Source organism: Paenibacillus sp. ALE2 (genome assembly GCF_054113385.1).
The window spans coordinates 1,613,739-1,638,708 of the sequence record NZ_CM134213.1; the positions used below are offsets into that span (position 1 = coordinate 1,613,739).

At 46.5% G+C, this 24,970-nt stretch carries 23 protein-coding genes and 1 pseudogene; 18 read left to right on the forward strand and 6 right to left on the reverse strand.

From position 1 onward, the window contains the following. The first annotated feature begins 2 nt into the window (after window positions 1-2). The 9 genes from dnaB (at window position 3) to ACXHJ1_RS06950 (ending at window position 11,467) form a co-directional block, all read left to right on the forward strand. A complete protein-coding gene (gene dnaB, locus ACXHJ1_RS06910; RefSeq protein ID WP_013373892.1) occupies window positions 3-1,361 on the forward strand; it encodes a replicative DNA helicase in 1,359 nt (452 codons plus the stop codon). A gap of 377 nt (window positions 1,362-1,738) precedes the next feature. Beyond that, on the forward strand, window positions 1,739-3,025 hold the full coding sequence (locus ACXHJ1_RS06915) for an adenylosuccinate synthase (RefSeq protein WP_016822464.1): 1,287 nt from the start codon (window positions 1,739-1,741) through the stop codon (window positions 3,023-3,025). Window positions 3,026-3,254: 229 nt separating this feature from the next. After that, window positions 3,255-3,911 (forward strand): hypothetical protein, encoded by a 657-nt coding sequence (locus ACXHJ1_RS06920; protein ID WP_025366254.1) that lies wholly within the window; start codon window positions 3,255-3,257, stop codon window positions 3,909-3,911. Window positions 3,912-4,220: 309 nt separating this feature from the next. Then, entirely contained in the window at window positions 4,221-5,744 is a 1,524-nt protein-coding gene (locus ACXHJ1_RS06925) for a M23 family metallopeptidase (RefSeq protein WP_103042643.1), read from the forward strand. Window positions 5,745-5,976: 232 nt separating this feature from the next. Then, the gene (yycF, locus tag ACXHJ1_RS06930; RefSeq protein ID WP_013373888.1) at window positions 5,977-6,708 is read left to right on the forward strand and encodes a response regulator YycF; all 732 of its coding nucleotides are present in this window, start codon (window positions 5,977-5,979) and stop codon (window positions 6,706-6,708) included. A gap of 71 nt (window positions 6,709-6,779) precedes the next feature. Next, window positions 6,780-8,534 carry a cell wall metabolism sensor histidine kinase WalK gene (walK, locus tag ACXHJ1_RS06935; RefSeq protein WP_373364934.1) on the forward strand — a complete coding sequence of 585 codons (1,755 nt, stop codon included), beginning with the start codon at window positions 6,780-6,782 and terminating at the stop codon, window positions 8,532-8,534. Beyond that, window positions 8,531-9,868 carry a YycH family regulatory protein gene (locus tag ACXHJ1_RS06940; protein ID WP_039276490.1) on the forward strand — a complete coding sequence of 446 codons (1,338 nt, stop codon included), beginning with the start codon at window positions 8,531-8,533 and terminating at the stop codon, window positions 9,866-9,868. Before walK ends, ACXHJ1_RS06940 begins: the two co-directional genes overlap by 4 nt. A gap of 21 nt (window positions 9,869-9,889) precedes the next feature. Beyond that, window positions 9,890-10,654 carry a two-component system regulatory protein YycI gene (yycI, locus tag ACXHJ1_RS06945; RefSeq protein WP_016822470.1) on the forward strand — a complete coding sequence of 255 codons (765 nt, stop codon included), beginning with the start codon at window positions 9,890-9,892 and terminating at the stop codon, window positions 10,652-10,654. Window positions 10,655-10,660: 6 nt separating this feature from the next. Then, the gene (locus tag ACXHJ1_RS06950) at window positions 10,661-11,467 is read left to right on the forward strand and encodes an MBL fold metallo-hydrolase (RefSeq protein ID WP_016822471.1); all 807 of its coding nucleotides are present in this window, start codon (window positions 10,661-10,663) and stop codon (window positions 11,465-11,467) included. Here the strand turns inward: ACXHJ1_RS06950 and ACXHJ1_RS06955 are convergent. Further along, complete coding sequence (locus ACXHJ1_RS06955; protein WP_013373883.1) at window positions 11,436-11,642, reverse strand: hypothetical protein; 207 nt, start codon at window positions 11,640-11,642, stop codon at window positions 11,436-11,438. The two genes, ACXHJ1_RS06950 and ACXHJ1_RS06955, sit on opposite strands and share 32 nt — an antisense overlap. A gap of 503 nt (window positions 11,643-12,145) precedes the next feature. Here ACXHJ1_RS06955 and ACXHJ1_RS06960 point away from each other — a divergent pair. After that, a complete protein-coding gene (locus ACXHJ1_RS06960; protein WP_457905821.1) occupies window positions 12,146-13,381 on the forward strand; it encodes a S1C family serine protease in 1,236 nt (411 codons plus the stop codon). Window positions 13,382-13,467: 86 nt separating this feature from the next. Here ACXHJ1_RS06960 and ACXHJ1_RS06965 read toward each other — a convergent pair whose 3' ends face one another. Further along, complete coding sequence (locus ACXHJ1_RS06965) at window positions 13,468-15,189, reverse strand: cellulase family glycosylhydrolase (RefSeq protein WP_457905822.1); 1,722 nt, start codon at window positions 15,187-15,189, stop codon at window positions 13,468-13,470. A 214-nt stretch (window positions 15,190-15,403) separates the two neighbouring features. Here ACXHJ1_RS06965 and ACXHJ1_RS06970 point away from each other — a divergent pair. The 4 genes and pseudogenes from ACXHJ1_RS06970 (at window position 15,404) to ACXHJ1_RS06985 (ending at window position 17,982) form a co-directional block, all read left to right on the forward strand. After that, a pseudogene (locus ACXHJ1_RS06970) lies at window positions 15,404-16,169 on the forward strand (class I SAM-dependent methyltransferase). Window positions 16,170-16,274: 105 nt separating this feature from the next. Further along, a complete protein-coding gene (locus tag ACXHJ1_RS06975) occupies window positions 16,275-16,442 on the forward strand; it encodes a CxxH/CxxC protein (RefSeq protein ID WP_013373879.1) in 168 nt (55 codons plus the stop codon). A gap of 81 nt (window positions 16,443-16,523) precedes the next feature. Continuing rightward, window positions 16,524-17,489, forward strand: coding sequence for an AraC family transcriptional regulator (locus tag ACXHJ1_RS06980; RefSeq protein ID WP_457905823.1), 966 nt, complete (start codon window positions 16,524-16,526; stop codon window positions 17,487-17,489). 4 nt (window positions 17,490-17,493) lie between these two features. Beyond that, window positions 17,494-17,982: a DinB family protein gene (locus ACXHJ1_RS06985; RefSeq protein WP_457905824.1), complete on the forward strand. Its 489-nt coding sequence runs from the start codon at window positions 17,494-17,496 to the stop codon at window positions 17,980-17,982. A gap of 80 nt (window positions 17,983-18,062) precedes the next feature. Here ACXHJ1_RS06985 and ACXHJ1_RS06990 read toward each other — a convergent pair whose 3' ends face one another. Beyond that, window positions 18,063-18,407 carry a helix-turn-helix domain-containing protein gene (locus tag ACXHJ1_RS06990; RefSeq protein ID WP_025366246.1) on the reverse strand — a complete coding sequence of 115 codons (345 nt, stop codon included), beginning with the start codon at window positions 18,405-18,407 and terminating at the stop codon, window positions 18,063-18,065. A 61-nt stretch (window positions 18,408-18,468) separates the two neighbouring features. Then, window positions 18,469-18,813 carry a helix-turn-helix domain-containing protein gene (locus tag ACXHJ1_RS06995; RefSeq protein WP_069012356.1) on the reverse strand — a complete coding sequence of 115 codons (345 nt, stop codon included), beginning with the start codon at window positions 18,811-18,813 and terminating at the stop codon, window positions 18,469-18,471. 165 nt (window positions 18,814-18,978) lie between these two features. Here ACXHJ1_RS06995 and ACXHJ1_RS07000 point away from each other — a divergent pair, with 165 nt between their 5' ends. From ACXHJ1_RS07000 to ACXHJ1_RS07010, 3 genes are all read left to right on the forward strand, one after another. Next, complete coding sequence (locus ACXHJ1_RS07000; protein ID WP_457905825.1) at window positions 18,979-19,812, forward strand: DNA-binding protein; 834 nt, start codon at window positions 18,979-18,981, stop codon at window positions 19,810-19,812. A 178-nt stretch (window positions 19,813-19,990) separates the two neighbouring features. After that, window positions 19,991-20,470 carry a 23S rRNA (pseudouridine(1915)-N(3))-methyltransferase RlmH gene (gene rlmH / locus ACXHJ1_RS07005; protein ID WP_013312768.1) on the forward strand — a complete coding sequence of 160 codons (480 nt, stop codon included), beginning with the start codon at window positions 19,991-19,993 and terminating at the stop codon, window positions 20,468-20,470. Between the two features lie 194 nt (window positions 20,471-20,664). Further along, window positions 20,665-21,621 carry a hypothetical protein gene (locus tag ACXHJ1_RS07010; RefSeq protein WP_107733638.1) on the forward strand — a complete coding sequence of 319 codons (957 nt, stop codon included), beginning with the start codon at window positions 20,665-20,667 and terminating at the stop codon, window positions 21,619-21,621. A 252-nt stretch (window positions 21,622-21,873) separates the two neighbouring features. Here ACXHJ1_RS07010 and ACXHJ1_RS07015 read toward each other — a convergent pair whose 3' ends face one another. After that, window positions 21,874-22,305, reverse strand: coding sequence for a hypothetical protein (locus tag ACXHJ1_RS07015; protein WP_243208181.1), 432 nt, complete (start codon window positions 22,303-22,305; stop codon window positions 21,874-21,876). A 1,004-nt stretch (window positions 22,306-23,309) separates the two neighbouring features. Beyond that, a complete protein-coding gene (locus ACXHJ1_RS07020) occupies window positions 23,310-23,912 on the reverse strand; it encodes an isochorismatase family protein (RefSeq protein WP_107733639.1) in 603 nt (200 codons plus the stop codon). 142 nt (window positions 23,913-24,054) lie between these two features. On the opposite strand from ACXHJ1_RS07020, the gene ACXHJ1_RS07025 reads away from it, so the two are divergent. Next, the gene (locus ACXHJ1_RS07025; protein WP_457905826.1) at window positions 24,055-24,897 is read left to right on the forward strand and encodes a helix-turn-helix transcriptional regulator; all 843 of its coding nucleotides are present in this window, start codon (window positions 24,055-24,057) and stop codon (window positions 24,895-24,897) included. Window positions 24,898-24,970: the final 73 nt, after the last annotated feature.

A 24,970-nucleotide genomic window follows, 5' to 3' on the forward strand; every position in this document is an offset into this window, starting at 1 on the left:
TTATGGGCGGCGAATTTTTTGATCGGATTCCTCCGCAAAATCTGGAGGCTGAACAGGCGGTTATTGGGTCTATTTTGCTTCAGTCTGAAGCACTGATTACCGCAATGGAGCGGGTGCAGACCGAGGACTTTTACGATAAAGCTCATCAAATGATTTACGAAGCAATGATTGAGCTGGGTGAATCCGGACAGCCGATTGACTTGGTTACGCTGACCTCGAAAATTCAGGACAAAGGTCAGCTGGAGGATATCGGCGGTGTCAGTTATCTTGCGAAGCTGGCTCACGGGGTGCCAACAGCGGCTAACGTGGATTACTATGCCCAGATCATTGAAGAAAAAGCGATGCTTCGTCGCTTGATTCGTGCAGCTACACAGATTGTGAGCGAAGGCTATAGCAGTGGCGAGGATGTCGCCGGTATGCTGAGTGATGCTGAGCGCAAGATTATGGAAATCTCCAACGGGCGCTCAGGCAGTGGTTTTATCGCCATCCGCGATGTCGTGATGGAAGTGTTCGACCGCGTTGAATTGCTGCATCAGAACAAGGGAAACACGACCGGAATTCCGTCCGGATTCGTTGACCTGGACAAGATGACGGCGGGTTTCCAGCGCAATGACCTGATCATTGTGGCTGCCCGTCCATCTGTAGGTAAAACGGCATTCGCCCTGAATATTGCACAAAATGTTGCAGTACGGGCAAAAGAGACGGTTGCCATCTTCAGTCTGGAGATGTCGGCGGCTCAGCTCGTGCAGCGGATGATCTGTGCCGAGGCTAACTTGGACGCGAACGTCATGCGGACAGGTGAATTTAAAGGCGACGACGATTGGGCGAAGCTGACGATGGGCATTGCAGCCTTGTCAGAGGCGGAAATCTATATCGATGATACGCCCGGCATCACTGTGGCTGATATCCGTGCCAAATGCCGCCGTCTCAAGGCGGAAAAGGGACTGGGTATGATCGTTATTGACTACTTGCAGCTCATTCACGGACGCGGCAAAGCGGGCGAGAACCGGCAGCAGGAGGTATCCGAAATTTCACGGACATTGAAACAAATCGCCCGTGAGCTTGAAGTGCCTGTAATTGCCCTTTCCCAGCTGAGCCGGGGTGTGGAGCAGCGTCAAGATAAGCGGCCCATGATGAGTGACTTGCGGGAATCGGGTTCCATTGAGCAGGATGCTGACATCGTTGCGTTTCTGTACCGGGATGATTATTATAATCAGGAAACAGAAAAGAAAAATATTATTGAAATTATCATTGCCAAGCAGCGTAACGGCCCGGTCGGTACGGTAGAGCTGGTATTTCTCAAAAATTATAATAAATTCGCTAATTACGAGCGTGCCCATTCGGATGCGTTCGCCGGTTAATATATTAGTATGATTAGAAAAGGCTCTTTCGACGCGGGTATCGCGATTACGAGAGAGCCTTTTTTATAGAATTCATATATTTTCATAGAACGATTGAAACTCTCAATTACGAACAATACTATTTTCATGTAATATAATGTTCGCTTTTTATTTGACTTTGAAAAATGGTACTGGTACACTTATAGTGCTGCTTCAACGCAGTGGGGAGATCATTACGCCCGGGGCTTTCCGAACTTACGGAATGTCTGCGACGGACGTTTTTTCCTGCTGTCCGAGAACGCTCCATACCTGCCCGCTGAGGCGGTTGAAGCCAGATATGTGTTAGCGCGTCAGCTCAAAATCAGAGTGTCTGTGGGCACTCCACGGAGGAATGAAACATGTCAACTGTAGTCGTTGTGGGGACACAATGGGGAGACGAAGGCAAAGGTAAAATCACGGACTATCTGGCGGAAAGCGCTGAAGTAGTGGCCCGTTACCAAGGCGGAAACAATGCTGGTCATACGATTCTCATTGACGGTAAAAAGTATAAGCTGAGCCTGATTCCATCCGGCGTTTTTTATGAAGATAAAAAGTGTGTTATTGGCAACGGCATGGTAGTGAATCCAGCCGCTCTTATTGAAGAAATTACTTATATTCATGATAATGGATTTTCCACGAAAAATTTGGTCATTAGTGACCGCGCACATGTCATTATGCCTTACCATATGACGTTGGACGTGCTGGAAGAAGACCGCAAAGGTCCTAACAAAATTGGTACTACCCGTAAAGGGATTGGCCCTGCTTATATGGATAAAGCTGCTCGTAACGGTATTCGTATTGCTGATTTGCTGGAAGCAGAAGAATTCGAAAAGAAACTGCGCCATCTAACGAAGGAAAAGAATCAAGTGATTGAGCAAGTATACGGCGGCGAGCCGCTGGATGTTGAAGAAATATTGAAACAGTATCTGGAATATGCTGAGTTTATTCGTCCTTATGTAGCGGATACGTCTGTTGTGCTGAACGATGCAATTGACGCCAATCGTAAGGTGTTGTTTGAAGGTGCACAAGGCGTTATGCTCGATATCGACCAAGGTACGTATCCATACGTTACGTCCTCTAACCCGTCGGCTGGCGGCGTATGTATCGGTTCTGGTGTAGGCCCATCCAAAATTCAACAAGTGATCGGTGTAGCTAAATCGTACACAACTCGTGTAGGGGATGGACCTTTCCCAACGGAACTACACGATGAAGTCGGCGATTACATTCGTGAAACAGGCCATGAGTACGGTACGGTTACAGGCCGTCCTCGCCGCGTAGGCTGGTTTGACAGCGTCGTTGTGCGCCATGCCCGTCGTGTTAGTGGATTAACTGGTCTTTCCCTGAACTCGCTGGACGTATTGACAGGCCTGAAAACAGTTAAGATCTGTACAGGCTACAAATACCGCGGCGAGATCATCACGCATTATCCAGCTAGCTTGAAAATGCTGGCAGAGTGCGAGGCGGTATATGAAGAAATGCCAGGCTGGAACGAAGACATTACTGGCGTGAAGACGCTGGAGGAACTGCCGGAGACTACCCGCCATTACGTACAACGCGTATCCGAGTTGACAGGTATTCCAATCGCTATTTTCTCGGTTGGTCGTAACCGCGATCAAACGAACCAAGTGCTTCCGATTTATTTGTAAAATATCCGTAGGATTCTATGAGGGCGTCATGCCTGTTCGAAAGTATAGCTATTTCTGCTAAATCAAGGGGAGGGAGGCAATTCATGCCTCCCTCTCCTTTTTTATATGGATGTGTTTGTACTAGTTTTACATATTCCAAGGGTTAAAAATCGTCATATCTCGTCAATACTGGTCTATATGCACTTCATGATGTACACATGGCAAGATGCGTATAAGGAGGTAACGGGATATGAGGTGGCTTGGATGGCTGCTTAAAAAAGGAATGACGGTGGTGCTGGTCAGCGCGCTGACACTGGCAGTGACCGGTGTGGTCGTGAATGCTTATGTTCAATCGCTGTTACGGCAATTTAACATTCAGCTCGATCATCAGCCGATATGGGGATGGGGCTGGCTAAAAGGCAGCGCTGGTACTGATCAAAGTACAGGTACAGGGAAGAGCAAGACGACAGGGAGCGACTCTGGAAGTGTAACACCGCCTGATAATGCTTTGCCTGTCATGGGACAGGGCTTAGAAGAAAGCGGAAATAAGACAGGTGGTGCATCCAATGACAAGGGATCTCAGGAAGGGACCACGTCGGCGGGAACACCAGACAGCGAGCCGCGTCAGCAGGCAGAAGGTACAGCTACACCTGAAACGAGTATCGAAGGCCATGATTTGGTCATTACGCCCGACCATCTGACGGAGAAAAAGAACAATTTACCGGCGGCTCAGAAGCAGGAGATTTTTACGATTCTTATGAATAAACTGCCGCCAGAAGAGATGCAGAAAATATCAGCTGCGATGGAAGGCGGTCTCACCGAGCAGGAGCTGCAAGATATTCAGCAGGTGCTTGCGAAGTATTTGACCAAAGAGGAATATAACAAATTGATGGGTATGCTTAAATAATGCATAAATAAAATGCATAAATGTATGGGCAATGTTAATGCTCAAAACAGGACTGTAGAATCCGCGCCGGGCGCGGATTTTTTTGCGTGCTAGGAAGTAATTGGAGTGCAGTTGAATTCTTTGTAAAAGCTATGTTAAAGTATACTGTGTTGTGAAAAGGTTAAATTTTTGAAACCTTTTACATAACTATGCAATGCTAGATAGCGACTATTATCATAGATAAGCTTGTAAAATGGCTACTTTTATCATGTAAAAGGACAATAATGAACGCATTTAATAGAGATAGGATATGCTGAAAAGGAGAGAACCATGGAGGTTTCTAAGGGGAAGTTATCACCAGACCACAGGAATGGAAATTCAAGCGTTGAAAGCAATTCTGCTGATAAAGCAGGGAAAATAGCAACATGGTGGAACGGACGGAAAAGATGGTTAAGTTGGACGGCAGGCGGAATTGTGATTGTTGGCGGTCTTATTTTTGCTAGCAATCAGTATGTTGGAGCCAATACAGTTCCTTATTATAAAGTGTATGTTAAAGGCGTTGAGGTCGGCAGTATCCTGAATGAACAACAGCTTAAGCAACTGTACACAACGAAGAGCAAACAGTATAAAGACAAGTATCCTGACGTGCAAATGGTGCTCAATACGAGCGCGGTCACGACGAGCACGGAAAAGGCATATAAGGCAGATATCGATAGCGCAGCCACGTTGAAGAAGCTGGATGGCATGCTGACTGCCTATGCCAAAGGAGTAGAAGTGAAGGTCAACGGACAGACGGTTGGCATTGTAAAGGATAAAGCGACGGCACAAGCGGCTTTAAAGCAAGTGCAGAAGAAATACACACCTGCGGGTGAAGGTACGGCTTCAGGCATCAAGGGGCTAGTTCGCAAAACATCCGTAGGGAGTAGTCATGCTAGCGCAAGCACGAAGGCGCCTAAAGCATGGCTGGAGTCTGCCAGTATCCGTGAAAAGATTGCGTATGAGCCTGTGAAAGCAGATCCGAACAAGGTGCTGACGGAGGCAGAAGCGGTTAAGGTACTGACCGAGGGACGTGAAGCTCCTACAACCTATACAGTGCAAGAAGGCGATTCTTTGTCATCGATTGCTACGAAGTTCGATACGACGGCTTGGGAGATTAAGCAGAACAATCCCGGTCTGCGTGAGTTGTATTTGCAAATTGGGGACGAGTTAAAGGTCACAGCTCCCAAGGTACCTGTTACGGTACGAACGGTAGAAAAGGTCGTCGAGCAGATTGCTATCGAGCCTGAAGTAGAGATTCGCCAGAGCGATGAATTGAAAGCAGGAGTTACGAAAGTGGTCAGACCGGGACAAGCAGGTCTTAAAGAAATGGACTACCGTTTGACCAAGGAGAACGGTGAGGTCGTGCAAGAGGAATGGCTCGGTCAAAAGGTGTTACAGCCGTCTGTTACCGAGGTGGTTCTGAGAGGAACGAAAGTCGAGGGGGAAGGCTCGGGCCAATTTGCCTGGCCGACTGCGGGTGCAATCATGACGAGTAGCTTCGGAGGACGTTGGGGACGTATGCATGAAGGTGTTGACTTGGTCGGCGATCATACGATTCAAGCTTCTGATGAAGGTGTCGTCACATTTGCCGGTCAGCAGAATGGCTACGGTAATGTCATTATGATTGATCATCGCAACGGCTATCAAACAGTATACGGGCATTTGAACAGTATTGGTGTCCATGTGGGACAAGTTGTTCAGCAAGGTGAAGCGATTGGTATCATGGGAAGCACCGGACGTTCCACAGGCACACATGTTCACTTTGAGATTCGCAAAAATAATACGCCACAAAATCCAATGACGTATTTAAGATAAATTGGATGTTTAAATCGAGAGTTATGTGATTCGATGAGGATCAAGGAGGAAGACCATGTTTTCTGCATGCTTAATAGCCAGGTGCAGGCATGGTTTTTTCTGCGTAAAGAAAAGGGTCTGGAAAAGTAATGGAATAGCATACGGGTATGATAGAATAGAATAAGCATCTTATGGGTACTGACAAACGAAAGTTAATAATAGATGATGATCCGTGAGAAGAGGTGAACGCTGTATGCAAGGGACGATTCTAGTAGTGGATGATGAACAACCTATCGCTGATATTTTGAAATTTAATTTGGAAAAAGAAGGATACGAGGTCATTTGCGCCTTTGATGGAATCAGTGCGGTGGATATCGCGGTTAAGCAACAGCCAGACCTGATTTTGCTGGACCTGATGCTGCCGGGCATGGACGGTATGGACGTATGCCGCGAGGTGCGCGGACATCAGCTTCAGACGCCAATTATTATGCTGACTGCGAAGGATGGGGAAATCGACAAAGTGCTAGGGCTGGAGCTGGGTGCGGACGATTATGTGACGAAGCCGTTCAGCACACGCGAATTGCTGGCACGGGTAAAGGCACAGATGCGTAGACAGCAACGCGGCGTAGCAGGCACGCCGGAAAGCCGCCCACAGGAGGATAAGCAGGGGCTGCGCGTAGGCGATCTCTTTTTTGATGCGGATATGTATACAGCCTATAAAAACGGAACTCCACTTGACCTGACGCACCGCGAGTATGAGCTCCTGTACTATATGGCAAAAAATGCAGGCAAGGTCATGACTCGCGAGCATTTGCTTCAAGCGGTATGGGGATTTGAGTACTACGGGGATGTGCGGACGGTAGACGTGACGATCCGGCGACTGCGCGAGAAGATTGAGGAGAACCCGAGCAAGCCGGAGACGATCCTGACACGGCGTGGCCTCGGATATATCGTTAGCGGGGGCAAAGGTGGCCTGCGGGCATGAGATGGCTGTCCTTCTTTCGCACCATTCATGCCAAGCTGATTATTATCTATGTGCTGCTAATCTTGGTGGCCATGCAGTTGATTGGAGTCTATTTTGTCAGCTCGATGAAGAACTCGTTGACGAGTAATTTTACGCAGGATTTGCAAGCACGGGCGGAGATGCTGTCCGTGCTGGCGGAGCAGGATCTGAGTGGCAGTGATGGCAAAATGGAGGAAGATAGCGTCGAAAGTCTGCGTGCACGCGTGAATAACTTGTTTGATTTCAGCGGCGCGGAAATTCAGGTGCTGGATGCCAGTGGCAAAGTACTGATTACTTCTCAAGGCTCTCATGCTGACTATGTCGGACGTAAAAATACGCAGACAGTGGTTAGCCGCGCACTCCAAGGAATCCGTGATAACGAGGAATATATGGTGGACGAAGATAACGTCCGCAAGAAGGTCGTCGCCAAGCCTGTCATCAGCCAAGGCAAAATCGTCGGTGCTGTGTACATCGCTGCTTCCATGGCTGAGCTGTACGATACGATGAAACGCATTAACAATGTGTTTCTCTCAGGTATGCTGATTGCGCTCGCGTTGACGGCTGTGCTGGGCGTGGTGTTGGCCCACACGATTACGCATCCAATCAAAGTGATGACACGTCATGCAACGGAGGTCGCTGAGGGCAAGTTTGACCAGCAGATGCCAGTGTTTGGCGAAGATGAAATCGGCAGGCTGAGCGTGGCCTTTAACTATATGACAGGACGTCTACGTGAGGCCCTGTCGCAGAATGAGGAGGAGAAGGAAAAGCTCTCCTCCATCTTGACCAATATGAGCGACGGTGTGGTCGCTACCGACGATCATGGCCGGGTCATTCTGGTCAACCGCCGGGCCAGCGCCATGCTGGGCGTGAACGAGAATGAAATGACCGGCAGACATATCGCGGTACTGCTGGGGATCGACCCGGAGGAAACCGAGGCCCTGTACAGCGGCTCGTCCGCTTCTACGCTCTTGCAGCTGGAGCCGGCCGGTCAGGATGAACCCATCGTCATCCGCGTGACCTTTACACCCATTCATCGGCGCGAATTTGGCATTACGGGCACGATTGCTGTGCTTCAGGACGTGACGGAGCAGGAAGAGATGGAGACGACGCGGCGGGAATTCGTCGCTAATGTATCTCATGAGCTGCGCACACCGCTGACGACGATCCGTAGCTACGCTGAAGCGCTGGATGACGGCGCGATGGCTGAGCCGCAGCTCGCAGAGCGTTTTGTAGGTGTCATCCGTAACGAGACGGAGCGTATGATCCGGCTGGTTACGGATTTGCTGCATCTGTCGCGGCTCGATTCCAATGAGGCGCCTCTGCGGATGCAGCCTGCCGATGTGATGGAGATGCTGGATGAGGTCGCGGATCGGTTTTCTTTTCAAATGAAGCAAAAACACATTCGCTCAGGCATGTTCGTAGAGCAGGGGATTGGCAAGGTCGTGATCGACCGCGATCAGATTGATCAAGTGCTGGACAATTTGATGTCCAATGCATTGAAATATACGCCGGAAGGTGGAAGTATCCGGATCGAGGCTCGCCGCAACCATGAGGGAATGCTGGCTATTTCGGTGCAGGATACCGGAATTGGTATTCCCAAAAAAGATTTGGACCGAATTTTTGAACGGTTTTATCGTGTGGACAAAGCGAGATCGCGCAATATGGGTGGCACAGGACTGGGACTGTCGATTGCCCGGGAAATTGTAAAGGCCCATGGAGGTCAGATTTTCCTGGAGTCTGAATATGGTCAGGGAACTTGTACAACCTTTACGCTGCCTATGTCGGGTGAAGGGAGGGAAGCACAGTGAAGGAACGTTTGAAGTCCTGGACGCTTGTTTTGCTGGTGGCTTCCAGTCTGGTTCAGACTTATTTTTTGATCTACCGTCTTCCAGGCAGTGATTCTGTACTCACTTCAGAAACGAACTATGTCAAAACTGAAAGCATGGGGCAGGAGAAAAAGATTGAAAATCTTGTATTCCCTGATAGGATGCTAATTCATCAAGGTGAGAAGAAACATACCGTTTTTTATCCGGGGGTTACTTTTTACGATTTGATTTATACACGGCTGGAAAGCCGAAGCTTTAACAATTTCCAACGTCGGAGTATCCAGTCAGCGGACTGGGCACGGATTCGCAGTGAGAATGAGGGGATCGAATTATCATTTTCCGGCGGGGTTCCGGTTTCATTACTGGAGCGGGTCATGCGTCTGACGCCGGATTCAGTATTTCAGGGGGAGACGATTAACCGCATCTGGATCTACATCGACGAAAAGAATGCCAAGCCGCACGCACTCTTTTTCAGTGCCAGAGGTGATGTGGTGTATGAGGCGAACCAGTTCGATATGACGGTAGAAGACATTCGGCAGCATGTGAATTTTGGAAAAAATGCCCCGTTGTACAAGCTGGTGAATAATCAGTATTACATTCCCGTGGATGACCTGGAGACTGTACAGCCTGTGGTATATGCCGGGTTGTTTACGACAGAACAGATGCAGCGGAATTTATTTTTCGATCCGGGCATTACGCGCAATATTCAGGAAAAAGATGGTTCACAGATTTATACAGATAGCAAGCGTAGCTTACAGATCAAGCAGGATCAACGTTGGATGAGCTATACCGATCCTAGTGCACCGGGAGCGGATGGAAGCAGTCCAATTAGGGACGTGTTGGCCGCAGTTGATTTTGTGAATCAGCATGGCGGTTGGGATGCTGCGTATCAGATGAAATTGAGAAGCAGCGATGAAAATCGCACAAGTGTGATGTTCCAGCAGTATTATGGCGCTTATCCGGTGCTGGACACGCCATCGTTCCGCTTTGGTACGATCTCCTTGCAAATCCAGCAGGAAACGGCATCTGTCTATGATCGTTCATTGCTGTATCTCAAGGGCGGGGAGCAATCCTCGAAGAAAGTGATGCTGCCAGGTGGTGAGACCTTGGAGAAGCAACTGCAAACGGTAGGCGACGGCAAGTCGATTAGAGATCTGACTCCTGTATATCAGCCAGAGCTGATCAATGACGGATTGAAGCTCATCCCAGAGTGGCGTGTTACGTTCAGCGACGGTTCTGTTGCAGAGATTCATGCTGTTCCTGTAACGACAGCATCCAACACAACACCAACAAAGTCAGACCAAGAGACAAAGTGATAATAGGAAGGGGGAACGGGAATGGATTGGAGCCGCGCTAAAAACGTACTGATCTGTACATTTTTGCTGCTCAATGTGGTATTGGGTTATCAACTGTGGCATGATGCGCAGGAAACGGCCGGGCCGAATCTGGATTTTACTTCACTGGATGAAAACACGCAGCGTTTAATGGAAGAGAAAAGCATTCAGGTGCTGGCTCCGATTCCCGGAGATACCCCGCAGCTGCCCAAGCTGTCTTACACCTATGTCCATAGTGGAGAGAAAGATGAACTTGTGCAGCTGCTGAGACCGGTGGACAGCAAGCTGGTATTCACTCATGATGCGCTAGTGGAGGCTTTGGAGCCGCAAATCAAGGATATCGATAGCTATCAGTATGATCCGCTGGATGTCCAGGAGGAGTTCGTATCCGGACAGGCAGATGCTTTTGTGCTGCATCCGTTGGTACAGGGCAAGTGGCCGCTCTTTAATGTGAAGCTAGCTCTGTTTTACAGCAATCAGAAGATTACAGGGTATCGCAAAATTCAAGTGGAGCTCCAGCCCTCGGATGAGGCAAAGAAAATGCTGCCTGCGTCCAAAGCCTTGGCGAGGCTGATCGATGGCTATTTGCCGCGTGACTCCGTAGTGAAGGATATCCGGCTCGGATATTACGGACAGACCTTTAACTCCGATAGCCAGGTGGCTGCTCCGGTGTGGCGGTTTATGCTGGACAACGGAAAAGGCGTGTATTATGTACAGATGAACGGAGATGTCATTAGTCCAAAGACAGAACATACAGAAGGGTCTTGAACAGATATGGGGATTTCTTTTACCGTGCTGTCGAGCGGTTCGACCGGCAACGCTACCGTTGTACGGAACGAAGACACGACATTGCTCATCGATGCAGGTCTCAGCGCAAAGCGTATTGACGAATTGCTGAAAGAACGCGATCTGAGCGGAGAAGAGTTGGATGGTATTTTGGTCACGCATGAGCATTCCGATCATGTTAAAGGACTAGGCGCCATGGCGCGTAAATATAATTTACCTATATATGCTAACGAGAAGACATGGTTTGCCATCAGCAACGCTGTTGGGCAAATCGCGGATGATAACCGCAGAATATTGGAGACAGGCGCGACACGGGAATTTGAGTCATTGCGTGTAGAGTCTTTTGGCATCTCCCATGATGCGGCTGAGCCCGTAGGATACAGCTTTTATGATGGGGCAGAGAAGCTTAGCGTAGCGACCGATCTCGGCTATGTCAGCGATAAGGTAAAACAAGCGATATCAGATGCAGATGTATTGGTGCTAGAGGCTAACCATGATGTAGAAATGCTGCGTATGGGCCGCTATCCTTGGAACATCAAGCGCCGTATACTCAGTGATATCGGCCACTTATCCAATGAGATGGCAGGTGCGATTCTTAGCGAGCTGTTGACCGGACGGACAAAGCGGACGTATCTGGCACATTTGAGCCGCGACCACAATATGATGGAGCTTGCGAAGCTGACCGTACGCGGGGCAATGGAAGACCGCGGCTGTTTTTACAAGGATAGTGAGTTTCGATTGTGTGATACGTATTATGATCGTCCTACACCTTGGGATAAGGTAAGTGAGCCATAAAGCTGTCCAGCTCGGCGGCTTTGCGCTCGACCTCTTCACGGGTCACTATGCCTTTGTCCACCAGTAGCTCAATCAATGTACTTAGCGCCAGTGTATTACGGTAGTGCTCGTCTTTCAAATCCGCAAGCTTGGCTGCCATGCGAACTTCATCCATAGCGGAACGATGGGAATTCATCCTATATTCCTCCTGTAAAAATATTTTTAAAATGGCGTGCAATAAGCTTGGTTCTGCCTGTGGTTTTGCCAAGTGCTGTGATACAATAAAGCTAACAACAGAAAGCTTTCTGAAGGAAGGCTCTCATCGAAAGTATAGGCTGCTTTAAGCGGACGGGAACAAGCCAGAACGTCTCTATGAGACGATCATTTTGTAATAGAATAGAAGACTTGTTACTATTGTAGTCCATTGGTTTGGAAATCATTCCTCTTTTTTCCTCTATTCGGGGTCAGATTCGGCGTGTATGCTAATTTATGAGATTTGGTTGCTTAGGAAGGTTCCATTTGTGGTGATTAATAAGTAGACCGGAACGATTAGTTGCTGAATTCCGATGGTAGGGGATATTCAATCCATTTGAGATGTTCAACGGAGCAGGTTCTCTGTAGCATAGGTTGGCGCAAGCCCGAATAGCCCTAATTTTTTAGTGAGTGTCGGTGCATGACAACGAAGGGGAGAGGATTAGCATGGGCTTGTTTGATGATGATTTTTATTCAACGAAGGTGTCCACACGTGCGGCTAAAAAAACGGCATTTAAGGCGCGTCGCGGAGGACGAGGACGTTGGCCGCACAGGAATCGTCGGGTAAGTCCGGTGCAGGCTGCTGTCATTAGCGGTGCGGTGAGTGCAGTGGTTTCCGTGCTGCTGTTCAGCTTTGTTACAGGTCTGCCCTCCACTACAGCGGTAACCGGAGCAAGTCATTATCCCTTGCGGCAAGCAGCGGGCGATCCGTATGATCGGATTGTGCAGGCGGCAGCCAAGGTACGCCCAGCCGTCGTCAGCATCGTAAACCTGAAGGGGGAAGAAGGTAAAAGTACGGAACAATCCGCGCTTGGATCGGGCGTCATTTTCCGTGTGAGCTCAGGCAAAGCCTTTATTATGACAAACAACCATGTCATTGAAGGATCGGATGATCTGGATATTGTAACCGTAGACGGTGTCAGAAAAGAGGCGAAGCTGGTCGGAAAGGATCGCATTAGTGATATCGCTGTACTGGCCGTTGATGATAAAGGCATTAGCACAGTGGCGGATATCGGGGACTCCAGCAAACTTCGTCTGGGCGAGACGGTCATTGCGATTGGCAACCCGCTCGGATTGGGAGACACCCTGACCTCCGGCATTGTGAGCTATACGAATCGCATCATTCCGATCTCCATTAATCAGGATGGTGTATATGACTGGGAACAGCATGTGATTCAGACTGATGCGGCGATTAATGAAGGAAACAGCGGCGGAGCGCTGGTCGATCTGGACGGACGGGTGATTGGCATCAATACGATGAAAATCGCCGATACAGGTGTTGAAGGACTGGGCTTCGCCATTCCTGCTAATGAGGTAATGAAGACGGTGAATGAACTGGTTGAGGACGGCAAGATTACCCGCCCTTATCTGGGGGTGTACACGGTGGACCTCAATAATGAATATGCACCGCTGGATGAAACTCAGCGCAAGGAACTCAAGCTGCCTGACAGCGTCAAGGATGGAGCCGTTGTTCTGGAGGCCCATGGTCCTGCCAAGGAGGGCGGCTTGAAGCTGAACGATGTCATTACAGCGTTTGATAGCGAACCGATTAACTCTACGCTTGATTTGCGTCGCTACCTGTACGATAACAAGAAGATTGGCGATGAGATGAAAGTTACCTTTTACCGGGCAGGCAAGGAAGAGTCGGTGACGTTAAAATTAACAGATAAGCCGGAAGGCTAAGGTTGAATGATAGACTTAACTATAAAGAAGGCGCTCTCCGGCTTATTTCCGGGAACGCCTTTTTTTGATTTCTGCAGTGCCTTGGATTAAGATGTCGTACCCGTCACGCGGGTTCCGCTCTTGGTGATTTTGTATGTCACTACATCGCCGCTCCAGAAGTGGAACTTCAACGTGACTTCACCATCCTTCACACTGTTGAAAAATTCAGGCAACAGCTTGATGCCATTCGTATCATAGGCAGGGGCAAAAGTATTGCCAAACTCTTTATAAGGTGTCCAATCCTGTGGACCGGCATTGCCACCATTCGTATACACGGCTTCCATCGTCGCAAGCTGGCTACCACGGAAGTCTGTTGGAATGGTAAAGGCTTGTGTAGTCCCTTCGGCGGCACTTAATTTCGGTGTATCATACACGACGACTCTAAAATTCCAATCTGCTCCCTTATTAAACTTGGTGTTAATAACGGCGTTCTCACCATATTTACCGGAAGTAATTAGGCTGGTGAGCAAGCTGGCTTTGAAGGTTAATGTATCTCCACTCAGCGTATAATCGGTGCCCTGTTTCAGCTGCTTGCTGTTGGCATTGAGCGATTTCAACTGGTTGCCGTTCAGGTTTAGAGTGATCTTGGTATCCTGAACAGAAGAGCCTTTCTTCAAGTGAATGAGATCACTAGCTGCATTGGAGGAACGTCCTTTCAGGCTGGCCTTAATGACATTAAAGAGTTCAGGATCAGACCACTTGTAAGTGCTCCGATTCAAATGCTGGCCGTTATCCCAGATCATGCCTGTTACTTTCTTCTCTTTCATGTAATAAGTCAAAAATTCAAAAAACTTCAGCTTTTCACCCTGTTCAATAACACCTGTATGTTTATCAAAACCGAGCAGGCCATATTCACCGACAATAACCGGGATTCCCTTGGCTACAAAGGTGTTATAGACATTATCAAAGGTTTGAACAATATCGTTTTGGGCCGCTTTATCAAATGTTGTATTCCCGGCAATGTTCACACTGAAAGGCCAGAAGCCATAATAGTGAACGGTTGCAATCAGGTTGGGATCGTTCAGCTTGGTTATCGTGTTATACAGTTCGTTGATTTTTGCCTGAGCAGGTGAAGTATCTAATCCAGGCAGAACAAGGGGACGAGTGGCATTCTTACCACCGGAGGCGCGAACGATTTTGTGGAAGGATACATTTAGCTCATGAAGCATCTGATTCATTTTCGCTTCATCCGTGGTTCCCCCTTCAGAAAAGCGGGGCTCGTTAATACTTTCAAACATCAACTTGTTGGGCTGATTTTTAAAGCGGTCGGCAATTTGTGTCCATAATGCGTTATAGCGTGCTAACACTTCATCATGCTTGGGCTCCATACTGCTTACCCACGTCCATGAATCATGATGGACATTAATCATGACATACAAATTGGCATCCAGTGCCCAGCGAACAACCTCTTCCACACGGTTCATGTAGGCAGATTCAACGGTATAATGGGGTGCGGCTCCAATATGCTTATCCCAGGTGACGGGAATCCGAATACTTTTGTACCCTTGGGCAGCAATTTGCTGGATCAAAGCTTGGGTAATGCGCGGATTGCCCCAGGCGGTCTCATCCGCCCCGACAGCATCCAGCGAATTTCCTAAATTCCATCCAGGCTGCATGGCTTCCACATATGACTGCATATTGCTTGTTGCAGCAACTGGTTGTGCTTGTTCGTCCGTTTCAGCAGCAGCGGCCACAGATGCGAACGTGGATAATAATAGGGTAATGGCAAGCGTCAACGACAGCAATGAAATGGGTCTTCGTTTTAACATAACAGGCCCCTTTACAAAGTTATTTTTGAAAGCGCTTTCTAATAAAACACTATCATACTAATGCAATATGGAATACCTGCATAATTCAAGTAAAAATCATGTGTGAATTAGTTATTTTACAATTGTAAGCGTTATTATTGAAAAAATACAGAAATGAGTGTAGAATCTATGACCCTACAAAATCTTCAAATACAAAGGAAAGAAGGAGATGAATATGAATAAGTGGAACTCCGAAGAGGCCATTCGACGCTGGAATATGCATGCGGAAAATTTTACTTGCTAAGTACACTGAAGAAGGGGATCGGTCTCGTGAAGTGCTGCTAAATCCTGCTTTGCAAGAGTGTATGGGACTGATCGCAGGCAAAAAGGTGCTGGATGCCGGCTGTGGCGAAGGTTATCTGAGCCGGAAAATGGCCAGGGCGGGTGCTTTGGTGGAGGCTGTCGATTACTCGACAGAGATGCTGAGGCTAGCCAAAGAGCGAACACCATCAGCGTTGGGAATTACATATCACCATGGCAATCTGGAGAAGCTGGAGATGTTCGGGGACCAGAGCTTTGATCTGATCGTGTCCAATATGGTCATACAGGACTTGGCTCATTATGAGCAGGCGATTGCCGAAATGCGGCGATTATTAGTTCCAGGAGGCCGCTTTATTTTTTCTATTCTGCATCCGTGCTTTCTGACGCCGCAGAGTGGATGGGTGAAGGATGAGACAGGGAAAAAGCTGTATTGGAAAGTAGATCAATATTTCAACGAAGGCCCTTTGGAGCAAGCGATTCCTTATGATCAGGAGGAAAAGCTTTTGTATTTTCACCGTACGCTAGGCAGCTATGTACAGGCCATTGTGGAGTCGGGTTTGTTGTTGGAAGGGATGATCGAACCGAAGCCGTCTGCTGATATGCTTGAGAAATATCCCCATTTCCGTGAAGACCTGAACGTCAGTAATTTTCTCATTTTTAAGACCAAACGTCAGGGATAGTGGGCAAGCCCTTTCCTTTCCGCGTCAAGTGTGGTAGAACAAAAGAAGGCGGTTTTGACACACCTACAACAGGAAGAGCTTCAAACGGAAAGGGATGCAACTGGAATGTACGTGGTATGTAAAGAGCATGTGGAACTGGCAATTGATATGTTCGTCGATGAATACGAGGATGCACCGGATGTCGTCGATCTCAAAGAAACGAAATTTTCGGATTGGGACCCTCCAGTGAAGTGCAAGGAATGTGAGAAGAAAGCAGAGTTTTTGGTCGTCTAAAAAACAAGCACGGGCGTTTCGGGCAGAAACGTCCTTTTTGTATATATCCCCACCACGTACTGAGACAGGAGTGAACGTTGGATGGACCCTTTGCTGCATTCACTGTTTCGTCCGCTTCAGGTCAATGGAAGTGATCCCTATACATATTATATTGAACAAAAGCCGTCTGCTGCGCTGAGAGCTTACGTAGCCTGCTATTGGGAGTCGGGTCCGGCTACTAGAGAAGTTTATGAACGGAATATGGCAGTATCGGATAGAGACGAAGCTTCATTAGGCTGGCTGGAGGAAGAAGAGGCAGTGGACCGGGTATTACCTGATGGTTGTACGGATATTCTATTAGAATACGACCCGGTGAGTAAGCGTCAGGAACTCTCATACTGCGGGACATTTACGCATCCGTTCGTGTCTACCAGACAAGCAGGGTCCGAGACACGCATTTTTGCAGTAAGATTTTTCCCCGGTGGAGCACATTATTTTCACGGTATGCCGACTCACTTGTTTACAGGCGGTAATTATCGCTTGGAAGAGATATGGCCCGAAAGCATCGCTGTCATAGGGGAGCGTATTTTTGAGGCACGAGACTTTAATGAACGGGTGCGCCTAATGGATCAGTATCTCAACCAGCTTCTACTGCGTCGTAGGACAAGCGATTGTGACCTGATGAAAAATCTGCTGCATCGCATCTTTGTGAGCGGCGGGAGTGTGGGGGTTAAGGAGCTTGCCGAGCGCGAGGCGATCAGTGAAAGACAGCTCAACCGCAAATTTGGACAATGGATCGGGATCAGCCCCAAAAAGTTCAGTGAAGTCGTCCGCTTCCAGAGCGTTCTGCACAGTATTCAGAATGGTGATTCTGTCGATTCGATGGAGTTGGCATTGAAGCATAACTTTTTTGACCAAGCGCATCTAATCCGTGATTTTCGCAGATTTTATGGAGCTTCCCCACTTACTGCGGCTAAGGACTTTCGGAAGTTGTCCGATTTTTACAATACACGTTCGGAACCCTCGGCTATACTCAAAATAGGAAGAAGAATGGCAAAGGAGAGATGAGAATATGAGTGGAACACTGCAAGTTCGCGATCATCTGCTGAATGAGCTGGAGACTGGGGTACGGACGGGGGAAGCCTTAATTCGTAAAATACGTCCAGACGATTGGAGCTTTCGCCCACAGGATAATTTCCGCTCGCTGTTGGAGTTAGTGCATCACTTTGTGCTTATTCCAGCTTCGGATCTTGCGATTATGCAGGAGAAGTCCGAGGGTGAAGTAGGAGAGATTGAAACCAGCCTGTCCGGGGTGGAAGATCCCGAGCGCTTAGCTGCGACTTTCAGGCAGAATTTTGAGGCATATAAGGCTTACATTCTTTCGCTTAGCGAAGACGATTATCTGAATCGTTCGACGAAGGCCTTTTATATGGAGCATGGGCATTTGCAGGTTCAATGGCAGATTGAGACTGTGACCCATGTGTTCCATCACCGTTCGCAGATCTACAATTATCTGAAGCAACTGGGACATGAAGTGAGCTTTTTTATGTTGTATGCTTGAGTATTTTTATGGAGATTTATGAGGGCACCTGTGCGGTGCTCTTTTTTGGTTTTATTTAAGATTTTTCAGGGTGGAATGGCTTAGTCGAACGCGCGTGAAATTTCTTTACTAACACGTCTAAGAATCCCGATTTGTTCTTTATTTAATCTGCTGGTGAGCGCAACAAACTCATCTATCGCTTCTTGCCGAATCATTTCGTCTGTAGTCATATGTTCTTCGGAAAACATCAACTCACTGATAGACACGTTTAAGGCGGTTAACACCTTCTCCAAGGTATCAATCGAAAAGTTCCTTTCGCCACGCTCTAGTGATCCGATATATGCATCATCTAATCCTGAAAGCTCCGCAAGTTGTTGCTGTGTTAGTCCCTTAGCCTTCCGAATTGCTCTAATTCTTTCTCCAACCGAATTCCGTAATTTTGTCATATTAACCACCTCAACAAGCTTATGGAAGATGAAGTGTAAAAGTTAGATAAAAGAGAATAGTTCAATTCTTTTTTTGTTGTAACTCGACTAAACCAACAATGTTTTTAGTAATAGTAGTAAGAATTTCAAGCTCTGTTGTTTCTCTTGAATTTATGAGTAGCATAAGCTCATTTATGATTTGTTTTCGATCTGTATTTTCGTCGAATTGAAAAAGTTCAAAGGGTGGAACCTTTAACGCTAGAATTATTTTTTCCAACGTCTCCAATGAAATATTTCGATCTCCACGTTCTACTCCGCCAATATAACTGTAATGGAGTCCTGCTGCTTCTGCCAGTTGTTCCTGTGTCCATCCTTTAGCCTTTCTTAGCTCCCGTATCCGATTTCCCACACTTTCTGGTAAACTCATGTAATCACCTCCACTTAAGGTTAGAAGAGGAGAGAATATCGTTACAGACTATCTTATGCAAAATAAAAACAAATAAAACTGTACTTTTAAGTACTTTTTATATTGACCGCCTTTTTCACTTTCTATACAATTGGCTGTAAATGGGAATATAAGGAGAGACGACTCTTGAAAACTTCTATCCTGAAATCACTCAAACCGGACATCATTGTTGAAATGTTGGAGATGGCTGTGGCTTTTGAAAATTGGAAAAAGGTGATGGAGACGGCGGATATTTTGTACCAATGTGTCCAGCGTATCTACGAAGAACGGCAGTATCATAAAGCAATGAAATTACCCATCCCGCATGTGAATTTAGAACGTCCGTTGGTATATTATTTTGGGCTCAGTCACCTGATGTGCGGAATGGCTCACCAGCACCAGGGTGCATATGAGCAGGCAAGGGAGTGCATCTATAAGTATGCTGAGCTAGGGTGGATGGAGGATTTAGAGGAAGAAGACAATCAGGTTGTTGAGGAGTTCAGGTTTTTAGCCAAAACTAATTTATATGCAGTGGATATTTTGTCTGGCAATATAGGGCTGATCGAGGAGTACGTAGCCTTTTTGCAGGATAATCTAGAGGAAATATTACCGGGGCTCAATACCATATTACAGGCAGCGCTTATGTACCATTTGGATGTGGCAGATATTTTACATACGTTTGCAGAGCAGATTAATGAATTCGAGAGTTATGAAGACGCAGAGAACATATCTTACTATTATAGCTACTGCTATCACTTGGCCTTGTACTATCGGAAGTACGATAGATTACAGGATGCAGTGGGACTTACTTTACAGGCGATGCAACTAGCTGATCAGTCGGGTAACGATCGTAATTTCAAGAAATGTACAGCATTGTTTGAATCATTACGGGAGTCAGCGACAGCGGAGCAAATCAGCGAATATCGACAGATGCTAATGCAGTGTCTTGATGAATACGGAACTGAGAGCATTCCATTGTGAAGAGTGTAAATGAATGATCCGCTATAACCTGAACAGGGGATAGGCTCGTAACGGAGAGGAAATAGATAGGTAAGAGACGTTTCAGGTGCTAAAATAGCTATGTTACAGATATGTTTTTAAGTTAATGATCGTAAATACGATTTTACATTATTATTCGACATAGATAGGGGTATGGAATTTGTTTATTCAGCTTATAGGTGTGGGGAAGTTAAAAGAGAAATATTTGGTCATGGGTATTCAGGAATACGCTAAACGGCTGGGACCATACATCAAGTTCCAAATGATCGAAGTAGCCGATGAAAAGGCTCCAGACACACTGAGCGAGGCGGAAGTCCGACAGGTTAAGGAGCGAGAGGGCGAGCGTATTTTAGCCCATGTGAAAAGTGAAGCACACGTGATTGTACTTGCCATCGACGGCAAACTGTGGAGTTCGGAAGAACTCGCAGAGGAATTGGACAAGCTCGGCACCTACGGTACAAGCCATGTTGTCTTCGTCATTGGCGGCAGCCATGGTCTCTCTGACGAAGTCCTCCGTCGAGCCCAGCAGAAGCTGAGCTTCGGAAGGATGACTTTGCCGCATCAGCTGATGCGATTGGTACTGGTGGAACAGATTTATCGGGCGGTGAAGATTAATCGGGGGGAACCGTACCATAAGTAGGAGCAAGTTTTTTATTACACACCAGCACAAAATTCGAAAGGATTTCGTTATTGGTAATTGGTTAAAGCTTGACGTATTGATTGCTTCATGTAGTTTTAATTTCTACGAGTTATGATGAATTTCCTTTCAATGACTCGATTTCCGAATCATAAATGTGAGATATGTGTTTATTTTAAATACAGAGGAGCCAGTTTATGCCCGAAAGTGCTGAACACCAGTTTTTAAAAGCTGAATTTTTAAACGTACTGGAGAATTTCTCTGCGTTGAAGCTCTATGGATTTACAGAAAGTGATAGGAGAAAGTTTGACCTCTCTTGCCTCATAGAGAGAGACTTTGCCCGTCCGTTAGTAGGACAAACCCTTTGGAATCACAAAAGAGGTATCGAAAAAGATTTACGGACACTTATTACAGATAAGGAGTCTGAGATTAAAGTTTACTTGGCCAAAGACAGCACAAGCTACCACTCAATTTTTGAGGAAATCATAGGTGACTACAAGCAAACTGAATTTGGTAAAGGTTTATTTAAGATTAAGCCAATATGGATACCTTCGGATTTTGACGCAGATAAGATAAAACATCAACAAGTAGTGAAGAGTATGGTAAAGAATCAAATAGTTGATGATATTCTATTCAACATTGTGTTTGGTAACTTAACATCGGAAAATATTAGTTTTTTTCTAGACGTATCAGGGATTCCTGGGCTAAATTTAATAATTTTATATCACGTAGCCACTGTGGGCTTTGTTAATTTTCCTGACCTATCTAAAAGATTAGGAGGGGTTAGCCCGGGCCCATTAAGGGAAAAAATATTAGTCCTTTGTGGGGCTGGTTTCCTCCAGAGACCAACTCCTGGTGCATCTCTCTACCATGTTAGTGCTAAGGGTAGGCTATTTCTCGATTTGGTGAAACGTATTTACGGTGAATTCCAGAGTTCGGATATAAGTGAAGAGTTGGCTTATATTCTAATGAAACTTGATCTTGTACCTATCGTCAATAAAAGTGAATTAGATAGTTGTAATGAGATTTTCCCTAAGAATAAGTTCATAAGTCTATTGAAAACTATAATCTCCGCTAAAAAACAGTGGGATCTAAATTTTGACAATATGAAATTTAAAAACAATTATGAGATAGGAGAGTCAACATTGGTGTGACTCCAGGTTTAATAAAGCTTGCCGTTTCAGAAAGCACGGTGAACCGTACCATAAATAGGGCGAAAAGTTTGATTATGCATCTCGAGAGAGGTGCATTTTTTCGTCCCTAAATTACAGCAAGATGTGGAAAATAGATCAAAAATCCGGTATGTTATCTTATTTTCAAGAAAAGGAAGGAGTAGAGAAAATGATATTTGAGCCACGCCACTAAAGATGAGAGTTTGCGCTAACCGGTATCCTTTCATTTTCATTTTATAGTGGTAGTGAAATGTTGCACTCGATCATAAAAGGGATTAATTTACGAAATGCTATTGTGCTTGCAGCCTGTCCATCCCGTTGATATGCATTATAATCGTTCTTGAAGGTTTCCTGCATTTCCTCCGATAAGTGGCGGATGTATCGATGCGCGCATTCACGTATTTGTTCAGGTGAGCCGAAATCAGCCACCAGGTCTAAAACGTCAAGCACATAGAATTCCATTGGATTCGTCTGCGGCAAAAACCATCCAGTCTGGATGACCTCCTCAAGGACCTCCTCAAGGATCTCCTCAAGATTAGTCTCATACTTATCCATCAATGGAGCGACCCTATTTTGAATCAACGTGATTATTTCTGCCAGTTCCCGCTCTCGGGTGGCTTCCTTGGCCAAATTCCATACCTTGCCTTTGTCCCGGAAGTTGCTCAAGCTGATCTCCCAGTATACTTTCCGCTGTGCGTATTTAAGATCCGGGAATTGGTATTAAACTCCAAATAACTGCCGGCCACATTGAAGGGGTGACTTAAAAAGCGTATCTCAGCTGTAAAGGAACCGATTTGTTTGATCATACTTCTTCTGGATTTATAGTATTTGAAACCGCATGGCGCGCAGGCCGCGGCAATCCTGAAACAACATTCCCGAAAAATATCCTTGCCAGTTGGATAATCTGTCATATCGCTTCATCTCCATATTTCTTATTTAGTTTAATCTAAAAAAGTATAGCTACACAGCAATTTTCATTTGTCTCCAAGCCTTTAGTTCCTGTATATATCCTATTATAATCTTACAGGTATAACAAAAAGCGCCTGAAGCCTTTCGTTATGATATAGTAAGGAGTAGAGGGCACCCGATGGGTGCCTTTCGACTTCGCCTTATAGATGTTATGGAGAACCGTACCATAATGAGTCTGTCACAAACGTCTTGTCTGTCAAATATGATAGCGAGCTGTCAGAGCTTGCCGCACGATTTGCGGTTGAAATTTTTCACATGGCTTTTATCAAATGGATTGAAAGTGCCGAGAAAGGCTTTGTGGAGCAGGTGCTCGCAGTTTATGAGGTGTATCAAAAACTCTGTCAGTACTGACAGAGTTTTTGATTATTGCGGCGCCGAAAGTCAGGTGACAAGAACATTGCCCAAATGAAGTCCTCATATCGAAGGCTTTTTTAATTATCGAATCAAATTCTTGTCATGTCCGCCGTGCAGCTCGATAACCCCGAGGAATAAGAGAGACAAAAAACTTGCCGTTACAGAGAGTGCGGAGAACCCTATCACAAATGACGCAAATTCGCTTCACATTCGACCTCATACTGTGACGGAGTAGGTTGGTGTGAACTTGGTGAATAAATGGCAGAAAATATGGCTAGCCATAGCCAACCATATTTTTAAAAGCATTTTTTGATTCTAGACACAATCGGGTTTCCTTTAAAGCGAACCTAAATCCCTTCTAGAATCTCTTCCGTTGTGCGAATCCGGCCAATCCTCGGAAAAATAACGTCCCGTACATGCTCATGTTCGGCCTTGGTGAACCCGGTCATCGCGTCAATTGCAAAAATAAGTTGATAGCCGTGCTGAAATGCCTCTCTTGCGGTTGTATCGACTCCGATACCTGAGGATATACCGCATAAAACGATCGTATCAATATTTCGGCGGCGCAGCTGCAGATCAAGGTCTGTGCCATGGAAAGCCCCCCATTGTTTTTTGGAGATGATATGGTCTGTCTCGGTCACTCCGAGCTCGGGAACAAATTCATCCCAGCCCTCTATCAGGTTCAGTCTAGGTGCCGTGATATCGAGCTTGGGAGAGGGTATGTCCTTGAAGTCTTTACTGGATACGTGTACAAGATTCACAAAAGCTCCCGTGTTACGAAAAAGATTGGCCAGCTTAGCTGAATTTGCAATGACCATCTCGGCAGAATAAGGAGCATACTGACTGCTAATCCATTTTTGAAGGTCAATGACGACCAGAGAAGTCTTGTTCCAATCCAATAACGGTGCTCGTTCCTCACCCTTCAAATGATTGCCATTTAGTTGATTCATATAGAATCTCCTCCTAACCTTATCTTGTAATAAAATGATGACCACATCAGTATATAATCGATGATATAGAATAACGAGAGAGGGAATTAACCTAGGAGCGTTACTCCCAGAATACAAAGAAATACTGGAGGGATGAGATGAAATGCAGGAGGAACGCGTAAAGACCGGAGAATTAGCTGAATTTCTCCGTACCCGACGGGCCCGTCTGACTCCGGAGCAGGTAGGTTTGCCTTCCGGTGAAAGACGGCGGACACCTGGTCTTAGAAGGGCAGAGGTTGCCATACTCACTGGTATCAGTGTGGATTGGTATACATGGCTGGAGCAGGGGAGAGACATTCGGGTATCCATCCAGGTGCTTGATAGCTTGTCCCGTGCGCTGCGAATGAACGACATTGAGCGAAAACATCTCTTCTTGCTCGCTGCAGGACACTTACCCCCGAGTAATCAAGCGCCACAGAACAAGGTAAGCCGGCTACTGCAGGATTTTTTGGACAGACAGGGGGAAAGCCCTGCCTTTGTGGTAAATTCAAGGTGGGATGTCGTAGCCTGGAACCAGGCCGCGATTCTTGTTTTTGGAGATTACGAAGCAATGTCGGCAAGAGACAGAAATTCGATATGGCGCCTATTCACTACGAATAATGCGAAGCGGATGCTGGGTGACAGTTGGGAAGCGAACGCCAAACATCGGTTAGCCCAGTTTCGGGCCAACTATGCAAATACAGTCGGGGATCCTTGGTGGGGAGAGTTTATTGAGGACCTGCACCAGCAAAGTAAGGAGTTCCAGGAATGGTGGCCGTTGCATCAAGTTATAAATGTGCCGGAAGGTGAAAAGCTGCTTAATCATCCTGTTGTCGGTTCCCTTCGTTTTGGTCATCTTTCCTTCCAGGCTATGGACTCCGTTGACCTCCAGGTTACAGTTAATATTCCTTTGGATACCCCAACAATTGAAAGAATGAGAAAACTTCTTTCTGCGGTTAATCGATAATTCAGCATTTGCCACGTCCGTTGAAGTTATTCCATTTTGGCAGGTGACCTTTCTTTAGCGGGATGGAAAATGA

What these genes read in the sequence shown, in the direction of transcription:
- dnaB (WP_013373892.1), top strand. Translation starts at nt 3, where the DNA reads ATGGGCGGCGAATTTTTTGATCGGATTCCTCCGCAAAATCTGGAGGCT.
- ACXHJ1_RS06915 (WP_016822464.1), top strand. Translation starts at nt 1,739, where the DNA reads ATGTCAACTGTAGTCGTTGTGGGGACACAATGGGGAGACGAAGGCAAA.
- ACXHJ1_RS06920 (WP_025366254.1), top strand. Translation starts at nt 3,255, where the DNA reads ATGAGGTGGCTTGGATGGCTGCTTAAAAAAGGAATGACGGTGGTGCTG.
- ACXHJ1_RS06925 (WP_103042643.1), top strand. Translation starts at nt 4,221, where the DNA reads ATGGAGGTTTCTAAGGGGAAGTTATCACCAGACCACAGGAATGGAAAT.
- yycF (WP_013373888.1), top strand. Translation starts at nt 5,977, where the DNA reads ATGCAAGGGACGATTCTAGTAGTGGATGATGAACAACCTATCGCTGAT.
- walK (WP_373364934.1), top strand. Translation starts at nt 6,780, where the DNA reads ATGCAGTTGATTGGAGTCTATTTTGTCAGCTCGATGAAGAACTCGTTG.
- yycI (WP_016822470.1), top strand. Translation starts at nt 9,890, where the DNA reads ATGGATTGGAGCCGCGCTAAAAACGTACTGATCTGTACATTTTTGCTG.
- ACXHJ1_RS06950 (WP_016822471.1), top strand. Translation starts at nt 10,661, where the DNA reads ATGGGGATTTCTTTTACCGTGCTGTCGAGCGGTTCGACCGGCAACGCT.
- ACXHJ1_RS06955 (WP_013373883.1), bottom strand. Translation starts at nt 11,642, where the DNA reads ATGAATTCCCATCGTTCCGCTATGGATGAAGTTCGCATGGCAGCCAAG.
- ACXHJ1_RS06960 (WP_457905821.1), top strand. Translation starts at nt 12,146, where the DNA reads ATGGGCTTGTTTGATGATGATTTTTATTCAACGAAGGTGTCCACACGT.
- ACXHJ1_RS06965 (WP_457905822.1), bottom strand. Translation starts at nt 15,189, where the DNA reads ATGTTAAAACGAAGACCCATTTCATTGCTGTCGTTGACGCTTGCCATT.
- ACXHJ1_RS06975 (WP_013373879.1), top strand. Translation starts at nt 16,275, where the DNA reads ATGTACGTGGTATGTAAAGAGCATGTGGAACTGGCAATTGATATGTTC.
- ACXHJ1_RS06980 (WP_457905823.1), top strand. Translation starts at nt 16,524, where the DNA reads ATGGACCCTTTGCTGCATTCACTGTTTCGTCCGCTTCAGGTCAATGGA.
- ACXHJ1_RS06985 (WP_457905824.1), top strand. Translation starts at nt 17,494, where the DNA reads ATGAGTGGAACACTGCAAGTTCGCGATCATCTGCTGAATGAGCTGGAG.
- ACXHJ1_RS06990 (WP_025366246.1), bottom strand. Translation starts at nt 18,407, where the DNA reads ATGACAAAATTACGGAATTCGGTTGGAGAAAGAATTAGAGCAATTCGG.
- ACXHJ1_RS06995 (WP_069012356.1), bottom strand. Translation starts at nt 18,813, where the DNA reads ATGAGTTTACCAGAAAGTGTGGGAAATCGGATACGGGAGCTAAGAAAG.
- ACXHJ1_RS07010 (WP_107733638.1), top strand. Translation starts at nt 20,665, where the DNA reads ATGCCCGAAAGTGCTGAACACCAGTTTTTAAAAGCTGAATTTTTAAAC.
- ACXHJ1_RS07020 (WP_107733639.1), bottom strand. Translation starts at nt 23,912, where the DNA reads ATGAATCAACTAAATGGCAATCATTTGAAGGGTGAGGAACGAGCACCG.
- ACXHJ1_RS07025 (WP_457905826.1), top strand. Translation starts at nt 24,055, where the DNA reads ATGCAGGAGGAACGCGTAAAGACCGGAGAATTAGCTGAATTTCTCCGT.